We start from the raw sequence: 14,301 nt of genomic DNA, 5'->3' as shown, positions 1-14,301 counted from the left end.
CCCCGGTTTTTTTATGGATGGAAGTTAACCCACAGCTCCGCCGTTTTATCCGGACGTGAGATAAACTGGAAGCGCGCCGGATCGTCGATGAACTGCTGATAAACAGGCGCATCGGTAATGCCGAACTCCGGATAGCTCCTCGGCGTGATCATCTGCAATCGCCCCGGCCTGTAGTGGCTGTTGTGCTGCCAGACAATATGATCGCCCTGAACTAAGGGATACCAGGCCAGACCTTTTCGCGCGCGAACGGCGTCATACTCGAAGCCGTATTCACGATCGCACCACGCGCCAAAGGTCAGCGGCTCGCTGGGCGAGGCGGAAATCGTCGCGTGCCCCCATCCCGGAGGAACCAGCACTTTCTCACCCGGCCCCGCGAGCACCGCAAAACAGCGTCCCGGATCGTCGTCGACATACTCCTGCATGTAGATAATCGCTTTACCCTGCCAGATTTCATACAGCTCAGGCGGCGACCATCCGCTGTGCTGGCTGATGCGGTGAACATGGCCCTGGCTGCGGACCGGCTCATCGCCGAGCGTGCCGGCGGCGTAGGTCACCACGCCAAAGAGCAGCATCCGCTTTTCAAGCTCTTGCCTGTCCGACAGGCGCGCCACGTCCATTGCGATGGCGTACACCTGCTCCGGCCCTTCGCAATCCGGGTTGCGCAGCGACGGACGGATCTGATCCAGCGTTCTGATCTCCGGCATCGGCCCGGTAACGTCTTCTCCGTAGCTAAAACCGAGCGGCTGGTGGGTAATGGTCATGTCGAGGCCGTAGTTAATCATGGCGCACCTCGATACCCTGACCGGCGGCAAAGACCCGCAGGACGAAGCCTTCCGCCAGCGCCGCGTAGTCGTGTCCCGCGATGCTCGACCAGACGGCAAGGGAGGAGAGCGTCTCGCTGCCGGTGTTAATCAAGCGATGCGCCGTAAAAGGCGGAATATTATGCACTGAGCCCGCCGTCACCTGCTCCAGACGCGCGTCGCCCGCCTCCGTCTGCAGCAGCAGCAAGCCCACGCCGCGCAGGCCAAAATAGATTTCCCCCTGTTCGCGACGCGCGTGGAAGTGGCCGCGCGTCATAAAGAACTCATCGCCCACGCGCCCTGCATGCAGGTGGGTGACGCCGACGAAAAGCGCCCCCTCACCCACCGGGGAGCCCAGGACGTCAACGTCATACACGCTTTGTTGTGGATCGCCGCACTTCCACGCCTCGCTATTCGCGAAGATGCCGGGAAGATCGGCAAGACGGGTCGTTTTGCGGATAAGAGGCCCGCCGGCTAGCGCGCCGGTAGCCCATGCCACCTGAGGTGGTAGAAAGATGTCTGGATTCATTTCAGTCTCCGGCCCGAGGAGAACAGCAACATTATTCTGGCAGATTAAACGATTAACCTGCGGATAAAGCGCGTAATGTTGATGGTGAATCACAGTTAACCAGAAACAAAAATGCCGGAAGCTTTCGCGACCGGCATTTTCCCGACAATAAGAAAATTATTCTACTTCGCGGGCATCAATGCGCAGCTCTTTCGGGACTTCAAAAACGATGTTCTCTTCGCGTCCTTCCAGCGGCACCGCTTCGCCGCCGCCCAGCTCCTGCAGGCGGGCAATGACGTTCTGCACCAGGATGTCCGGGGCGGAAGCGCCTGCGGTCACGCCAACGCAGGCCGCATTTTTGACCCACGCTTCCTGAATATCCGTCGCGTCGTCAATCAGGAACGCCGCTTTCCCCATACGCTGCGCCAGTTCGGCCAGGCGGTTGGAGTTAGAGGAGTTTTTGGAGCCGACCACCAGCACCACGTCCGCCTGCTCGGCCAGCGCACGCACGGCTTCCTGACGGTTAGTGGTGGCGTAGCAGATGTCATCCTTACGCGGCCCGACGATTTTCGGGAAGCGCTGGCGCAGTGCATCGATCACGTCGGAGGTGTCGTCCACGGAGAGCGTCGTCTGGGTCATAAACGACAGACGCGCTTCGTTTTTTACGTCCAGCGTAAAGACATCTTCCGGCGATTCAACCAGGTACATGCCCCCTTCCGGGTTGCTGTACTGGCCCATGGTACCTTCAACTTCAGGATGGCCCGCATGGCCGATCAGAATCGACTCTTCACCGCGACGGCTGGCGCGCGCCACTTCCATATGCACTTTCGTGACGAGTGGACAGGTGGCATCAAACACCGTCAGATCGCGGCTTTTCGCTTCGTTGCGCACCGCCTGAGAAACGCCGTGCGCGGAGAAGATCAGGATCGCGCCGTCAGGCACTTCGCTGATTTGCTCGATGAAGATCGCGCCGCGCTCGCGCAGGCTGTCCACCACGTAGCGGTTATGCACCACCTCGTGACGCACGTAAATCGGCGCGCCGTAGATTTCCAGCGCGTTTTCAACAATGCTGATAGCGCGGTCTACACCGGCGCAAAAGCCGCGCGGGTTAGCCAACAGGATCTGCATTTCAGGCCTCCAGTGCCGGATCGATCTCCAGCACTTCTACGTCAAAATGAACGGTACGCCCGGCAAGCGGATGGTTGAAGTCGACGGTGATGGAGTCGCCGTTGATTTCGCGGATCACGCCAGGCATTTCGCTGCCGTCCATAGCGGTAAAGAGCATAATTGCCCCAACCTCCGGTTCGCCCGCATCCATAAACTCACGGCGCGAGAAGTACTGTACAAGGTCCGGGCTTGGCACGCCAAACGCCGCATCCGGCTCCAGCGAAAAAACTTTTTTCTCGCCCTCTTTCAGGCCAAGAAGCTGCTGCTCAAGACCTTCAGACAGGGAGGTGTCGCCAAGACGAAACAGGGCCGGTTTGCCGTTATTGCGGGTGGATTCAGCCGTGGAGCCGTCATCCAGCTTCAGCGTGAAGTGAACGAGAACCGCGCTGTTGCTCTGTACGGATTTAGACATGCAAATTGCTCGCTTGTTTTGGGTCACCTGTTGCCCGGTGGCGCTGCGCTTACCGGGCCTACGGGACGGGAGGCCACAAATTCTGTAGGCCGGGTAAGCGCAGCGCCACCCGGCATTGACAATTAAGCCTGCTCTTTCGCGGCGGGTTTCGGCAAGAAGCCTTCCAGCACGATTAACGCCGCGCCGATGCAAATTGCGCTATCGGCCAGGTTAAAGGTGGCGAAGTGCCAGTCGCCGACGTAGAAGTCGATCATATCGACCACAAAGCCGTGCCACAGGCGGTCAAACAGGTTGCCCAGCGCGCCGCCAATGATCAGCGCGTAGGCGATATTATTCAGCTTTTGCGTGGCCTTCGAGCGGTACATCATCACCGCCAAGATCACGCAGATACCGAGCGCGATACCGGCAAAGAACCAGCGCTGCCAGCCACCGCTGTCGGCAAGGAAGCTAAACGCCGCGCCGTAGTTGCGCGCATAGTGCAGGTTAAGCGACGGGAACAGCGAAACCGTCTCCCCCAGAGCGAAGTTCTGGAGGATCAGGAACTTGCTGCCCAGATCGATAATCAGCACCACCACAACCAGCCACAGCCAGCGCAGTCCTGTTGAACAGAGAGATTTACTCATCAGGCAAACTTACGTTTTTCGCCGTCACCGGCGACGTTGCTTACACAGCGTCCGCAGATGTCTGCGTGTTCCGCCACCTGACCGACATCGGTAGTGTAATGCCAGCAGCGCGGGCATTTCTCACCGTCGGCCTTGCTCAGCGCGACTTTCAGTCCTTTGAGCAGTTCGCTCTGCTGAGCATCAGCAGAAGCCTCGGCATAATCCGCAACTTTCGCACCAGAGGTCAACAGGACAAATCGCAATTCATCGCCCAGCGCGGTCAGTTTGGCCGCCAGCTCAGGTTCGGCGTACAGGGTCACTGCCGCTTCCAGAGAGCCGCCGACCTTCTTGTCAGCACGCGCCTGCTCGATAACCTTGTTCACTTCGCCGCGCACCTTCAGCAGCTCGTCCCAGAAGGCATCGTTCATCGCTTCGGTGCTGGAGAGATCGAACAGGCCTTCGTACCACTCGCCGGTGAAGACATACTTCTCACGGTCGCCCGGCAGATAGCCCCAGATTTCATCCGCGGTGAAGGACATGATCGGCGCCATCCAGCGCACCAGCGCTTCTGCGATGTGGAACAGCGCGGTCTGGCAGCTACGACGCGCAACGCTGTCCGCTTTCGCGGTGTACTGGCGGTCTTTGATGATGTCGAGGTAGAAGGAGCCCATCTCGATGGAGCAGAAGCGCATCAGGCGCTGCACCACTTCGTGGAAGTCGTAAGACTCGTAGGCTTTCAGGATATCTTCCTGCGCCGCTTTCGCGCAGCCTACCGCCCAGCGGTCCAGCACGACCATCTCTTCCGGCTTCACCATGTCTTTCACCGGATCGAAACCGTTCAGGTTCGCCAGCAGGAAGCGCGCGGTGTTACGGATACGACGATAGCTGTCGGCGGCGCGCTTCAGGATCTCGTCAGACACCGCCATTTCGCCGGTGTAGTCGGTGGATGCTACCCACAGACGCAGAATGTCCGCGCCCAGCTTGTTCATCACGTCCTGCGGAGAAACGGTGTTACCGATGGACTTGGACATCTTACGGCCCTGGCCATCCACGGTGAAGCCGTGGGTCAGTACCTGACGGTAAGGCGCTTTGCCCTTCATGGCGGTGGAGATCATCAGGGATGACATGAACCAGCCGCGGTGTTGGTCAGAGCCTTCCAGATACATGTCGGCAGCGTGACCGGCAAACTCCGGACGCACGTCAACCACGGAGGAGTGGGTAGATCCGGAGTCGAACCACACGTCCAGGGTATCCGGCACTTTCTCGTAGCTGTCCGCGTCAGCGCCCAGGATGTCGCGGGCGTCGAGATCCCACCACGCCTGAATGCCGTCAACTTCAACGCGCTTCGCCACTTCTTCCATCAGTTCCAGGGTGTTCGGGTGCAGCTCCTGCGTCTCTTTATGCACGAACAGAGACATCGGCACGCCCCATGTACGCTGACGTGAGATACACCAGTCAGGACGGTTGGCCACCATGGATTCGATACGCGCCTGGCCCCAGTCAGGGATCCACTGCACGCCTTTGATCTCTTTCAGAGACTGCTCGCGCAGGCCTTTCTGATCCATGCTGACGAACCACTGCGGGGTCGCACGGAAGATGATCGGCGACTTGTGGCGCCAGCAGCACGGATAGCTGTGCTGCATTTTTTCAACGTGCAGCAGCGCGCCGCTGGTGCGCAGCATGTCGACGATGATGTCGTTCGCTTTGAAGACGTTGATACCGTCCAGCGCCGGGTAGGTGCCAGGCAGGTAAGAGCCGTCCGGGCCAACCGGGTTGGCGATTTCCAGACCGTACTTCAGGCTGATGCTGTAGTCGTCAGGGCCGTGGCCACCGGCGGTATGCACCGCACCGGTACCCGCATCCAGCGTCACGTGGTCGCCCAGGATCGCCGGAACGTCGAAGTCCAGGAACGGGTGCTTGAAGCGCATCAGCTCCAGCGCGTCGCCTTTCACGGTGCCGAGCACGGTGTAGTCGGCGATGTGCGCGCGCTTCAGCACGCTTTCAACCAGATCTTTCGCCAGGATAACCGCCTGACCTTCAACCTGAACCAGCGCGTATTCGAACTCACCGGACAGGGAGATCGCGCGGTTGGCTGGCAGGGTCCACGGGGTAGTGGTCCAGATCACCAGAGAGATCGGGCCGTTTACCGAGGAGACGCCAAATTTGGCTTTCACCGCATCCTGATCGACGGCATGGAACGCCACGTCGATGGACGGAGAGGTTTTGTCGTAATACTCCACTTCCGCTTCTGCCAGCGCAGAGCGGCAGTCCACGCACCAGTGCACCGGCTTCGCGCCTTTGTGCAGGTGGCCGTTGCCGATGATTTTACCCAGCGCACGGATGATGTTGGCTTCGGTTTTGAAGTCCATCGTCAGGTACGGGTGCGACCAGTCGCCCAGCACGCCCAGACGGATGAAGTCAGCGCGCTGACCGTCAACCTGGGTGGCTGCGTATTCGCGGCACTTCGCACGGAACTCAGCGGCGGTGAACTTCTCACCCGGCTTGCCGAACTCCTGCTCCACTTTCAGCTCGATTGGCAGACCGTGGCAGTCCCAGCCCGGAACGTAAGGCGAGTCAAAGCCCGTGAGACCTTTGGACTTCACGATAATGTCTTTGAGAATCTTGTTAACCGAGTGACCAATATGAATGCTGCCATTCGCATATGGAGGGCCATCATGCAGAATGAAGGTTTTTTTGCCTTTTTTGGCTGCACGAATGATGCCGTACAGGTCATCATCGGTCCAACGCGCCAGCATTCCCGGTTCGCGCTTGGCGAGATCGCCGCGCATCGGGAACCCTGTTTCCGGCAAATTCAGGGTTGATTTATAGTCACTCATCAGATTCTCGGTTCCGTATTTATCACGTAGGCATTTAAGCCGGGTTTGATAGCCCAAAAAAGTCGCGGGCCGTTAATTCATCTCGCGCGATTTGCGCTTTTAATTCATCCAGCGAACCAAATCGCTGCTCGTTGCGTATCTTTTTACGCAGTATTACATCTATATGGCGACCGTAGAGGTCCATTACAACGTCCAGCAGGTGCACTTCTAGCTGTTGACGCACACCGGCGACGGTAGGACGCGTGCCAATGTTGGCGACGCCGTAAAACGGTTTATCGCCCAGCCCTGCCACTTCCACCGCATATACCCCTTTAACCGGGGAGACCTGACGACGCAGCGGGATATTCGCCGTCGGGAAACCCATCGTGCGGCCCAGCGCATCGCCGTGGACCACGCGGCCAGAGATGGTGAACGGATGCCCCAGCAGGTTTTCTGCCGTATCCAGATCGTCATCGGCCAGCGCCTGACGTACCGCCGTGCTGCTGACGCGCACGCCGCCTTCACAGAAGGTCATCGCGCTGGTGACGTCAAAGCCGTACTCCAGACCAGCCTTCTGTAATAGCAAGAAATCGCCCTGACGACCAGCGCCAAAGCGGAAATCATCCCCCACGGCAAGAAACTGCACGCCAAGACGCTTCACCAGCAGGTCACTGACGAAATTTTGTGCTGTCAGCGCGGCAAAGCGGCGATCGAAACGCACACACAAAACGTACTCCACGCCGGACTCGGCCAGATAGCGCAACTTCTCGCGCAGGCGAGTCAGACGGGCGGGAGATTTTTCGCCCGCAAACAGCTCAAGCGGCTGCGGCTCAAAAATCATCACCACAACGGGCAGGCCACGCGCCTCCCCTTCTTTACGCAATCCCTGCAACAGCGCCTGATGACCACGATGCACGCCGTCGAAATTACCAATGGTCAGCACGCACCCGTGTGGGGCTTTGCTGAGATTATGTATGCCGCGTATCAGCTTCATGTCTGGCTCAAAACAGTGAAAATCGCCAAAGTATACCTTGTACAGCGGTTAAGGTTAACCGGCGATTGTTCACGCAAAACAGAAAGCCGTAATGATTTCATCATGCTGACCTTTCACAGCAAAAAAATCTGTCCGCGAACTGCGATTTTTATGCCGAAAGGCTGTATTCACGCAAGACAAGCTGGTAGAATCCTGCGCCATCACTACGTAACGTAGCGTCGCTAATTAACGGCGCTTATTTGCACAAATCCATTGACAAAAGAGGGCAAAGAGGGCATATTCCTCGGCCTTTGAATTGTCCACATAGATCATATTTGGGAGTTGGACTTGGCTAATATCAAATCAGCTAAGAAACGTGCCGTACAGTCTGAGAAGGCTCGTAAGCACAACGCAAGCCGTCGCTCTATGATGCGTACTTTCATCAAGAAAGTATACGCAGCAATCGAAGCTGGCGACAAAGCTGCAGCGCAGAACGCATTTAACGAAATGCAACCAATCGTGGATCGTCAGGCTGCTAAAGGTCTGATCCACAAAAACAAAGCAGCGCGTCATAAAGCAAACCTGACCGCGCAGATCAACAAACTGGCTTAATCGCTACTTGTTGTTGCTTGTTTAAAGAACCCGCTTAACGCGGGTTTTTTTATGCCTTCAGATTGCCGGTGGCGTAAACAGCGCCGAGTAGTCGCGGTTGCAGATTCGCTGCACCGCCGGATGCTGAATCATTCGCTCAGCAAATATAGCGTGATACTCCTCCATCACGTTATCCACCCTGCCAATCTCGGTAATCCTCGGGTCTGAATAGAGATCGTGCGCGTAAAGCGTCGGCGCAACGAAGATGGCGTTATGCGCTTCGCCAAAGGCTTTCATCAGCGCCGCGTCGTCAAACTCGCCGAGAATTTCCACATTCAGCCCCTGGGAGTTAAACCAGTTCAGCAGCTTGCGCCCCAGCATCGAGCGCCTTCCCGGCACCAGCAGGCGGCGTTCTTCCAGGCAGGCCGGGAACGGTTTTTCCGGCGGCGGGTTAATACACCAGAAGCTGACGCCGCATTCGCCAATCTTCACCGAGAACAACCCCTCCTGCTGCGTGGAGTCGATTGGGCAGTCCGAAATAATCATGTCCAGCTTGTGCTGGCTCAGCTGTTCCAGCAGCATTTCGTGGGTAGATTCAAAGCAGCGCAGATGGATTTGCTCATCTTCAACCACCGCGGCATCCAGCACGCCGCTCACCAGCCGTTTTGACAGCGCATCCGCCACGCCCACGTCAAAGAGCAGGTTTGACTCTTTGCGATAGTTAACGATATCCAGCATCTCCTGGCTCAGGGTGAACATCTTGTCCGCGTAGCGGAACACCAGTTCGCCCAGCTCGCTTGGCTCAATGCCGCGCCCTTTGCGTTTAAACAGCTTTCCCTGCAGGCGCTCTTCCAGCGCCTTGATTTGCCCGGTGATCGTCTGTGGCGTCAGGTAGAGCGCCTCTGCCGCTCCCACCACCGAGCCCTGTTTATAGACGTGCCAGAAGTAGTACAGATGGTTGTAATTCAAATGAGACATCGCGTCTTCTCTCCCTGAGTGTGTTTCGGGAGAAGGCTCCCCTCCTCCCGGTATCCCGTTATGCCTGGACGGCCTGTCCTGACAATTTCACCTTCAACAAGGTATAACCGATTACCGCGGCCAGTAATGACCCGATAAGGATGCCGAGTTTTGCCCAGACGATAAGCTCAGGCGCATGCGCGCCAAACGCCAGCGTCGAGATGAAGATCGACATCGTAAATCCGATTCCGCAGAGCACCCCCACCGCCATAATCTGCTTAAAGGTGGTGCCATGCGGCAATGACGCCAGCTTCAGCTTCAGCGCCAGCCAGCAGAACAGGCTAATCCCCAGCGGCTTGCCGATGAACAGACCCGCGACGATCCCCAGCGGTAATACGGACGTCAGCCCGTCCAGCGTCACGCCGCTCAGCGACACGCCCGCGTTGGCAAAGGCAAACAGCGGCAGGATCATAAAGGCGACCCACGGATGAAGCACATGCTCCAGCTGTTTGGCTGGCGACTTGCCGTCCTGCGGCTTAAGCGGCACGAAGAAGCCCACGATCACGCCGGCAAGCGTCGCGTGTACCCCCGATTTCAGCACCGCCGTCCACAGGATCATGCCCACCAGCACGTATATTCCGATGCGGCGCACGTTGAGAATATTCAGCAACGCCAGCACGGCGATGGCGCCAGCCGCCACGCTCAACGACAGGATCGACAGTTCGCTGGTGTAGAACAGCGCGATAATCACGATAGCGCCCAGGTCATCAATGATCGCCAGCGCCATCAGGAAAATTTTCAGCGCCACCGGTACGCGGTTGCCCAGCAAGGCCAACACCCCGAGGGCAAAGGCGATATCGGTTGCCGCCGGGATAGCCCAGCCGTGGCGCGCCACCGGGTCCTGCCAGGTAAATGCCAGGAACAGCAGCGCCGGAACAACCATTCCCCCCAGAGCGGCAATCACCGGGAACGCCGCGCGCTGGCGGCTGGCAAGCGAGCCCAGCACCAGCTCACGCTTAACCTCAAGCCCTACCAGCAGGAAGAACACGGCCATCAGCGCATCGTTGATCCACAGCAGCATGTTCTTGTTAATTTCAAGCAGACCGACTTTCAGCTCAACGGGCGTTTCCAGAAACGCGTGATAAAGCTCACGGGTCAACCCTGAGTTAGCCAGCACCATCGCGGCGGCGGCGGCGATAATCAGGATCACGCCACCGGACGCCTCACTGCTAAAGAAACGGTGTAGTAATTTCACTTAAGTTCTCTCTTATACCAACAATACCTCGATAAAACCATAATACCAAGCCATATAGCTCGGCAAAAACAGATTAATATTGAGTATAGATTCAGTTTTACCGAGCAATACCCACAAATAGAAAAAGCCCGGAATCGCTTCCGGGCTTTTGAAGAATGAAAGTCAGCTAACGGATTAGCGAGTCAAATCATCGAAGAATTTTTTGACGCCGTCGAAGAAGCTTTTGGAGCGCGGGCTGTTTTTCTCACCCGTCGGGCCACCAAAACTCTCCTGCAGCTCTTTCAGCAGCTGTTTCTGCTTGTCGTTCAGGCCAACCGGCGTTTCTACCACGACACGGCACAGCAGATCGCCCTGCGCGCCACCGCGAACGGACTTAACGCCTTTACCGCGCATGCGGAACAGCTTGCCGGTCTGGGTTTCGCCAGGTACCTTCAGGTTTACGCGACCATCCAGCGTGGGCACCTCGATTTCACCACCGAGCGCGGCCATAGCAAAGTTAATCGGCACTTCGCAGTACAGGTTATTGCCTTCGCGCTCGAAGATAGCGTGCTGCTTAACCTGAACCTGAACGTACAGATCGCCAGCCGGTGCGCCGTGCTCGCCCGCTTCACCTTCACCTGCCAGACGGATGCGGTCGCCCGTATCGACGCCTGCCGGGATTTTAACGGACAGGGTTTTGGTTTTCTCAACGCGACCGTGACCGTGGCACTTGTTGCACGGATCTTTAATCAGCGTGCCGCGACCGTGACAGTGTGGACAGGCCTGCTGCACCGCGAAGAAGCCCTGGCGCATCTGCACCTGGCCGGCCCCGTGACAGGTTGGACAGGTTTGCGGCTGGGTTCCCGCTTTCGCGCCGCTGCCGTGGCACACGTCGCACTCTTCCAGCGTCGGGATGCGGATCTCTTTGGTGACGCCGCGAACGGCCTCTTCCAGCGTAAGATCCATGTTGTAGCGCAGGTCTGCGCCGCGCGCCGCGCGCTGACGACCGCGGCCACCGCCGAAGATGTCGCCAAACACGTCGCCAAAGATATCGCTGAAATCAGCGCCGCCGCCGCCAAAGCCGCCGCCACCGAATCCACCGCCGCCCATGCCGCCCTGTTCAAAGGCTGCATGACCATACTGGTCATAGGCCGCACGTTTTTGTGCATCGGTGAGGATTTCGTAGGCTTCTTTGATCTCTTTAAATTTGGCTTCGGCCTCTTTATCACCCTGATTGCGATCCGGGTGATATTTCATGGCCAGGCGCTTATACGCCTTTTTGATTTCACGCTCTTCCGCTGTTTTGGAAACGCCTAAAATCTCGTAATAGTCTTGCTTCGCCATTTTATTTTATCTGCCCCTAACATGCGTGCACGGGCGGAGAGGAAACCTCTTCGCCCGTGCCAGTAATTACCCGTTCAAAGGGCGATTATTTTTTGTCTTTCACTTCTTCGAACTCAGCGTCAACAACATCGTCGTCTTTCGCGTTGTTCGCAGAGGCATCAGCGCCCGCCTGCTGCTGCGCGTGCTGCTGCTGAGCGATTTCCATCAGCTTCTGAGAAGCCTGCGCCAGCTCCTGCATCTTCGCTTCGATGTCCGCTTTATCTTCGCCTTTCAGAGAAGATTCCAGCGCGCTCAGTGCTGCTTCGATAGCCGTTTTGTCTTCCGCTGGCAGCTGTTCGCCGGCTTCTTCAACCTGCTTACGGGTGCTGTGCAGCAGATGGTCGCCCTGGTTACGGGTCTGAACCAGCTCTTCGAACTTACGGTCGGATTCCGCGTTAGCTTCGGCATCGCGAACCATTTTTTCAATTTCTGCTTCGTTCAGGCCAGAAGATGCCTTGATGGTGATCTTCTGCTCTTTACCGCTGTTTTTGTCTTTTGCAGACACGTGCAGGATTCCGTCAGCATCGATGTCGAAGGTCACTTCGATCTGCGGCATGCCGCGCGGTGCCGGGTTGATACCGTCCAGGTTGAACTGACCCAGAGATTTGTTATCCGCCGCACGCTTACGCTCACCCTGAATCACATGGATGGTTACCGCAGACTGGTTGTCTTCAGCGGTAGAGAACACCTGGCTGTGTTTCGTCGGGATGGTGGTGTTTTTGTTGATGAGCGCAGTCATCACACCGCCCATGGTTTCGATACCCAGAGACAGCGGGGTAACGTCCAGCAGCAGTACGTCTTTCACTTCACCGGTCAGTACGCCACCCTGAACCGCAGCACCGATGGCAACCGCTTCGTCCGGGTTAACGTCTTTACGTGGCTCTTTACCAAAGAACTCAGCCACTTTCTTCTGAACCATTGGCATACGGGTCTGACCACCGACCAGGATAACGTCCTGGATATCGGATACGGACAGGCCAGCGTCCTGCAGAGCAACTTTCAGCGGCTCGATAGAACGGTTCACCAGGTCTTCTACCAGGCTTTCCAGTTTCGCACGGGTCACTTTGATGTTCATGTGTTTAGGACCGGTCGCGTCTGCGGTGATGTACGGCAGGTTCACGTCGGTCTGCTGAGCGGAAGACAGTTCGATCTTCGCTTTCTCAGCGGCTTCTTTCAGGCGCTGCATAGCCAGCGGGTCGTTACGCAGGTCAATGCCCTGATCTTTCTTGAACTCATCAACGAGGTAGTTGATCAGACGGGTATCGAAGTCTTCACCACCCAGGTGGGTATCACCGTTGGTTGCCAGAACTTCGAAGGTTTTTTCGCCGTCAACTTCGTCGATTTCGATCACAGAGATATCGAAGGTACCACCACCGAGGTCGTAAACCGCGATAGTACGGTTGCCGACTTCTTTATCCAGACCGTAAGCCAGCGCGGCTGCGGTTGGTTCGTTGATGATACGTTTGACTTCCAGACCTGCGATACGGCCAGCATCTTTGGTTGCCTGACGCTGAGCATCGTTGAAGTACGCAGGAACGGTGATAACCGCTTCAGTTACCGGCTCACCCAGGTAATCTTCAGCCGTTTTCTTCATTTTCTTCAGCACTTCTGCAGAAATCTGCGGTGGTGCAGTTTTGGTGCCTTTCACATCAAGCCATGCATCGCCGTTATCTGCCGCGATGATTTTGTAAGGCATGAAAGAAACGTCACGCTGAACTTCTTCGTCCTGGAAGCGGCGGCCAATCAGGCGTTTAATCGCAAACAGGGTGTTTTGCGGGTTTGTCACTGCCTGACGTTTAGCCGGCTGACCAACCAGAGTTTCACCATCCTGGGTATAGGCAATGATAGAAGGCGTGGTGCGATCGCCCTCGGCGTTCTCCAGCACACGTGCGGTAGTGCCATCCATAATCGCTACACAAGAGTTGGTAGTACCCAGGTCGATACCAATAATTTTACCCATCTAAACGTCTCCACTAAAAATTCAGTCAACATGTGGTTGTGTACCTGTAATAAGGGCAGAACGTGCTTTTTCAACTGCCCAGATTTGATTTTTTCAGGTCCACACACTGCGGTTGCTTACAAGATGGGGTCGCAACGGCATCCATCAAGGGGGGAGGGATAAAAAAATTTTTAATTTCACCCTGATGAGATCATAGACGGCATGGATTGCGCCCATTATTATGCCGCGCCCCGTCAGGGAGAATTGACGCGGGTTTAACCATTTCACCATATTAATGATGATTTTTTTGAGGACTTATGGGCAACACTAAGTTGGCTAATCCGGCTCCGCTGGGCCTGATGGGTTTTGGCATGACCACTATCCTGCTGAACCTGCACAACATCGGGATGTTCCCGATGGACGGCATCATCCTGGCGATGGGCATTTTTTACGGCGGTATCGCGCAAATCTTCGCGGGCCTGCTGGAATATAAGAAAGGCAACACCTTCGGCCTCACCGCCTTTACCTCTTACGGCTCGTTCTGGCTGACCCTGGTTGCCATTCTGCTGCTGCCTAAGATGGGTCTGGCCGACGCGGCTAACGCACACTTCCTGGGCGTCTACCTGGGCCTGTGGGGCGTCTTCACCCTGTTCATGTTCTTCGGCACCCTGAAGGCTAACCGCGCGCTGCAGTTCGTCTTCCTGAGCCTGACCGTGCTGTTCGCCCTGCTGGCGATTGGCCACCTGGCGGATAACGAAGGCATTGTTCACGTAGCAGGCTGGATTGGTCTGGTGTGTGGCGCAAGCGCTATCTACCTGGCAATGGGTGAAGTGCTGAACGAGCAGTTTGGCCGCACCGTCCTGCCGATTGGTGAAAAACACTGATTGCCCTCTCGACGTGCCTGCCCGCGCAGGCACGT

13 protein-coding genes and 1 pseudogene are annotated in these 14,301 nt (G+C 56.9%); 2 read left to right on the top strand and 12 right to left on the bottom strand.

Features of this window, described 5'->3' with window-relative positions:
* Positions 1-11 precede the first annotated feature (11 nt).
* From VPX56_RS03940 to VPX56_RS03905, 8 genes and pseudogenes are all read right to left on the bottom strand, one after another.
* Positions 12-782 (bottom strand): glucose-6-phosphate isomerase family protein, encoded by a 771-nt coding sequence (locus tag VPX56_RS03940; RefSeq protein ID WP_248272758.1) that lies wholly within the window; start codon positions 780-782, stop codon positions 12-14.
* Complete coding sequence (locus VPX56_RS03935; RefSeq protein ID WP_326470001.1) at positions 775-1,329, bottom strand: glucose-6-phosphate isomerase family protein; 555 nt, start codon at positions 1,327-1,329, stop codon at positions 775-777. Before VPX56_RS03935 ends, VPX56_RS03940 begins: the two co-directional genes overlap by 8 nt.
* A 156-nt stretch (positions 1,330-1,485) precedes the next feature.
* A complete protein-coding gene (gene ispH, locus VPX56_RS03930) occupies positions 1,486-2,436 on the bottom strand; it encodes a 4-hydroxy-3-methylbut-2-enyl diphosphate reductase (RefSeq protein WP_017383814.1) in 951 nt (316 codons plus the stop codon).
* A gap of 1 nt (position 2,437) precedes the next feature.
* Entirely contained in the window at positions 2,438-2,887 is a 450-nt protein-coding gene (gene fkpB, locus VPX56_RS03925) for an FKBP-type peptidyl-prolyl cis-trans isomerase (protein ID WP_131633996.1), read from the bottom strand.
* 122 nt (positions 2,888-3,009) lie between these two features.
* Positions 3,010-3,510 carry a signal peptidase II gene (lspA, locus tag VPX56_RS03920; protein WP_131633997.1) on the bottom strand — a complete coding sequence of 167 codons (501 nt, stop codon included), beginning with the start codon at positions 3,508-3,510 and terminating at the stop codon, positions 3,010-3,012.
* Positions 3,510-6,326, bottom strand: coding sequence for an isoleucine--tRNA ligase (gene ileS, locus VPX56_RS03915; RefSeq protein WP_131633998.1), 2,817 nt, complete (start codon positions 6,324-6,326; stop codon positions 3,510-3,512). Before ileS ends, lspA begins: the two co-directional genes overlap by 1 nt.
* Positions 6,327-6,360: 34 nt before the next feature.
* Positions 6,361-7,299 (bottom strand): bifunctional riboflavin kinase/FAD synthetase, encoded by a 939-nt coding sequence (gene ribF / locus VPX56_RS03910; RefSeq protein ID WP_326469997.1) that lies wholly within the window; start codon positions 7,297-7,299, stop codon positions 6,361-6,363.
* A 7-nt stretch (positions 7,300-7,306) separates the two neighbouring features.
* Positions 7,307-7,525: pseudogene (locus tag VPX56_RS03905) on the bottom strand (DUF2575 domain-containing protein).
* 101 nt (positions 7,526-7,626) lie between these two features.
* On the opposite strand from VPX56_RS03905, the gene rpsT reads away from it, so the two are divergent.
* Positions 7,627-7,890 (top strand): 30S ribosomal protein S20, encoded by a 264-nt coding sequence (gene rpsT, locus VPX56_RS03900; RefSeq protein ID WP_003856458.1) that lies wholly within the window; start codon positions 7,627-7,629, stop codon positions 7,888-7,890.
* A 57-nt stretch (positions 7,891-7,947) separates the two neighbouring features.
* Here the strand turns inward: rpsT and nhaR are convergent, their stop codons facing one another.
* The 4 genes from nhaR to dnaK form a co-directional block, all read right to left on the bottom strand.
* Entirely contained in the window at positions 7,948-8,847 is a 900-nt protein-coding gene (gene nhaR / locus VPX56_RS03895; RefSeq protein WP_131634000.1) for a transcriptional activator NhaR, read from the bottom strand.
* Positions 8,848-8,905: 58 nt separating this feature from the next.
* Entirely contained in the window at positions 8,906-10,081 is a 1,176-nt protein-coding gene (gene nhaA, locus VPX56_RS03890) for a Na+/H+ antiporter NhaA (protein WP_131634001.1), read from the bottom strand.
* Between the two features lie 174 nt (positions 10,082-10,255).
* Entirely contained in the window at positions 10,256-11,404 is a 1,149-nt protein-coding gene (gene dnaJ, locus VPX56_RS03885; protein ID WP_326469993.1) for a molecular chaperone DnaJ, read from the bottom strand.
* A gap of 85 nt (positions 11,405-11,489) precedes the next feature.
* The gene (gene dnaK / locus VPX56_RS03880) at positions 11,490-13,403 is read right to left on the bottom strand and encodes a molecular chaperone DnaK (RefSeq protein ID WP_326469991.1); all 1,914 of its coding nucleotides are present in this window, start codon (positions 13,401-13,403) and stop codon (positions 11,490-11,492) included.
* A 296-nt stretch (positions 13,404-13,699) separates the two neighbouring features.
* Here dnaK and satP point away from each other — a divergent pair, with 296 nt between their 5' ends.
* Complete coding sequence (gene satP, locus VPX56_RS03875; RefSeq protein ID WP_131634004.1) at positions 13,700-14,266, top strand: acetate uptake transporter; 567 nt, start codon at positions 13,700-13,702, stop codon at positions 14,264-14,266.
* The last annotated feature ends 35 nt before the right edge of the window (positions 14,267-14,301 follow it).

The sequence above is a fragment of the Enterobacter wuhouensis genome, assembly GCF_035835995.1.
Taxonomy (GTDB): Bacteria; Pseudomonadota; Gammaproteobacteria; order Enterobacterales; family Enterobacteriaceae; genus Enterobacter; species Enterobacter wuhouensis.
This window is presented reverse-complemented; position numbering and strand designations above follow the sequence as displayed.

Excerpts from the sequence above, each read along its gene's own strand:
- VPX56_RS03940 (WP_248272758.1), bottom strand. The coding sequence starts at position 782 with ATGATTAACTACGGCCTCGACATGACCATTACCCACCAGCCGCTCGGT.
- VPX56_RS03935 (WP_326470001.1), bottom strand. The coding sequence starts at position 1,329 with ATGAATCCAGACATCTTTCTACCACCTCAGGTGGCATGGGCTACCGGC.
- ispH (WP_017383814.1), bottom strand. The coding sequence starts at position 2,436 with ATGCAGATCCTGTTGGCTAACCCGCGCGGCTTTTGCGCCGGTGTAGAC.
- fkpB (WP_131633996.1), bottom strand. The coding sequence starts at position 2,887 with ATGTCTAAATCCGTACAGAGCAACAGCGCGGTTCTCGTTCACTTCACG.
- lspA (WP_131633997.1), bottom strand. The coding sequence starts at position 3,510 with ATGAGTAAATCTCTCTGTTCAACAGGACTGCGCTGGCTGTGGCTGGTT.
- ileS (WP_131633998.1), bottom strand. The coding sequence starts at position 6,326 with ATGAGTGACTATAAATCAACCCTGAATTTGCCGGAAACAGGGTTCCCG.
- ribF (WP_326469997.1), bottom strand. The coding sequence starts at position 7,299 with ATGAAGCTGATACGCGGCATACATAATCTCAGCAAAGCCCCACACGGG.
- nhaR (WP_131634000.1), bottom strand. The coding sequence starts at position 8,847 with ATGTCTCATTTGAATTACAACCATCTGTACTACTTCTGGCACGTCTAT.
- dnaJ (WP_326469993.1), bottom strand. The coding sequence starts at position 11,404 with ATGGCGAAGCAAGACTATTACGAGATTTTAGGCGTTTCCAAAACAGCG.
- dnaK (WP_326469991.1), bottom strand. The coding sequence starts at position 13,403 with ATGGGTAAAATTATTGGTATCGACCTGGGTACTACCAACTCTTGTGTA.
- satP (WP_131634004.1), top strand. The coding sequence starts at position 13,700 with ATGGGCAACACTAAGTTGGCTAATCCGGCTCCGCTGGGCCTGATGGGT.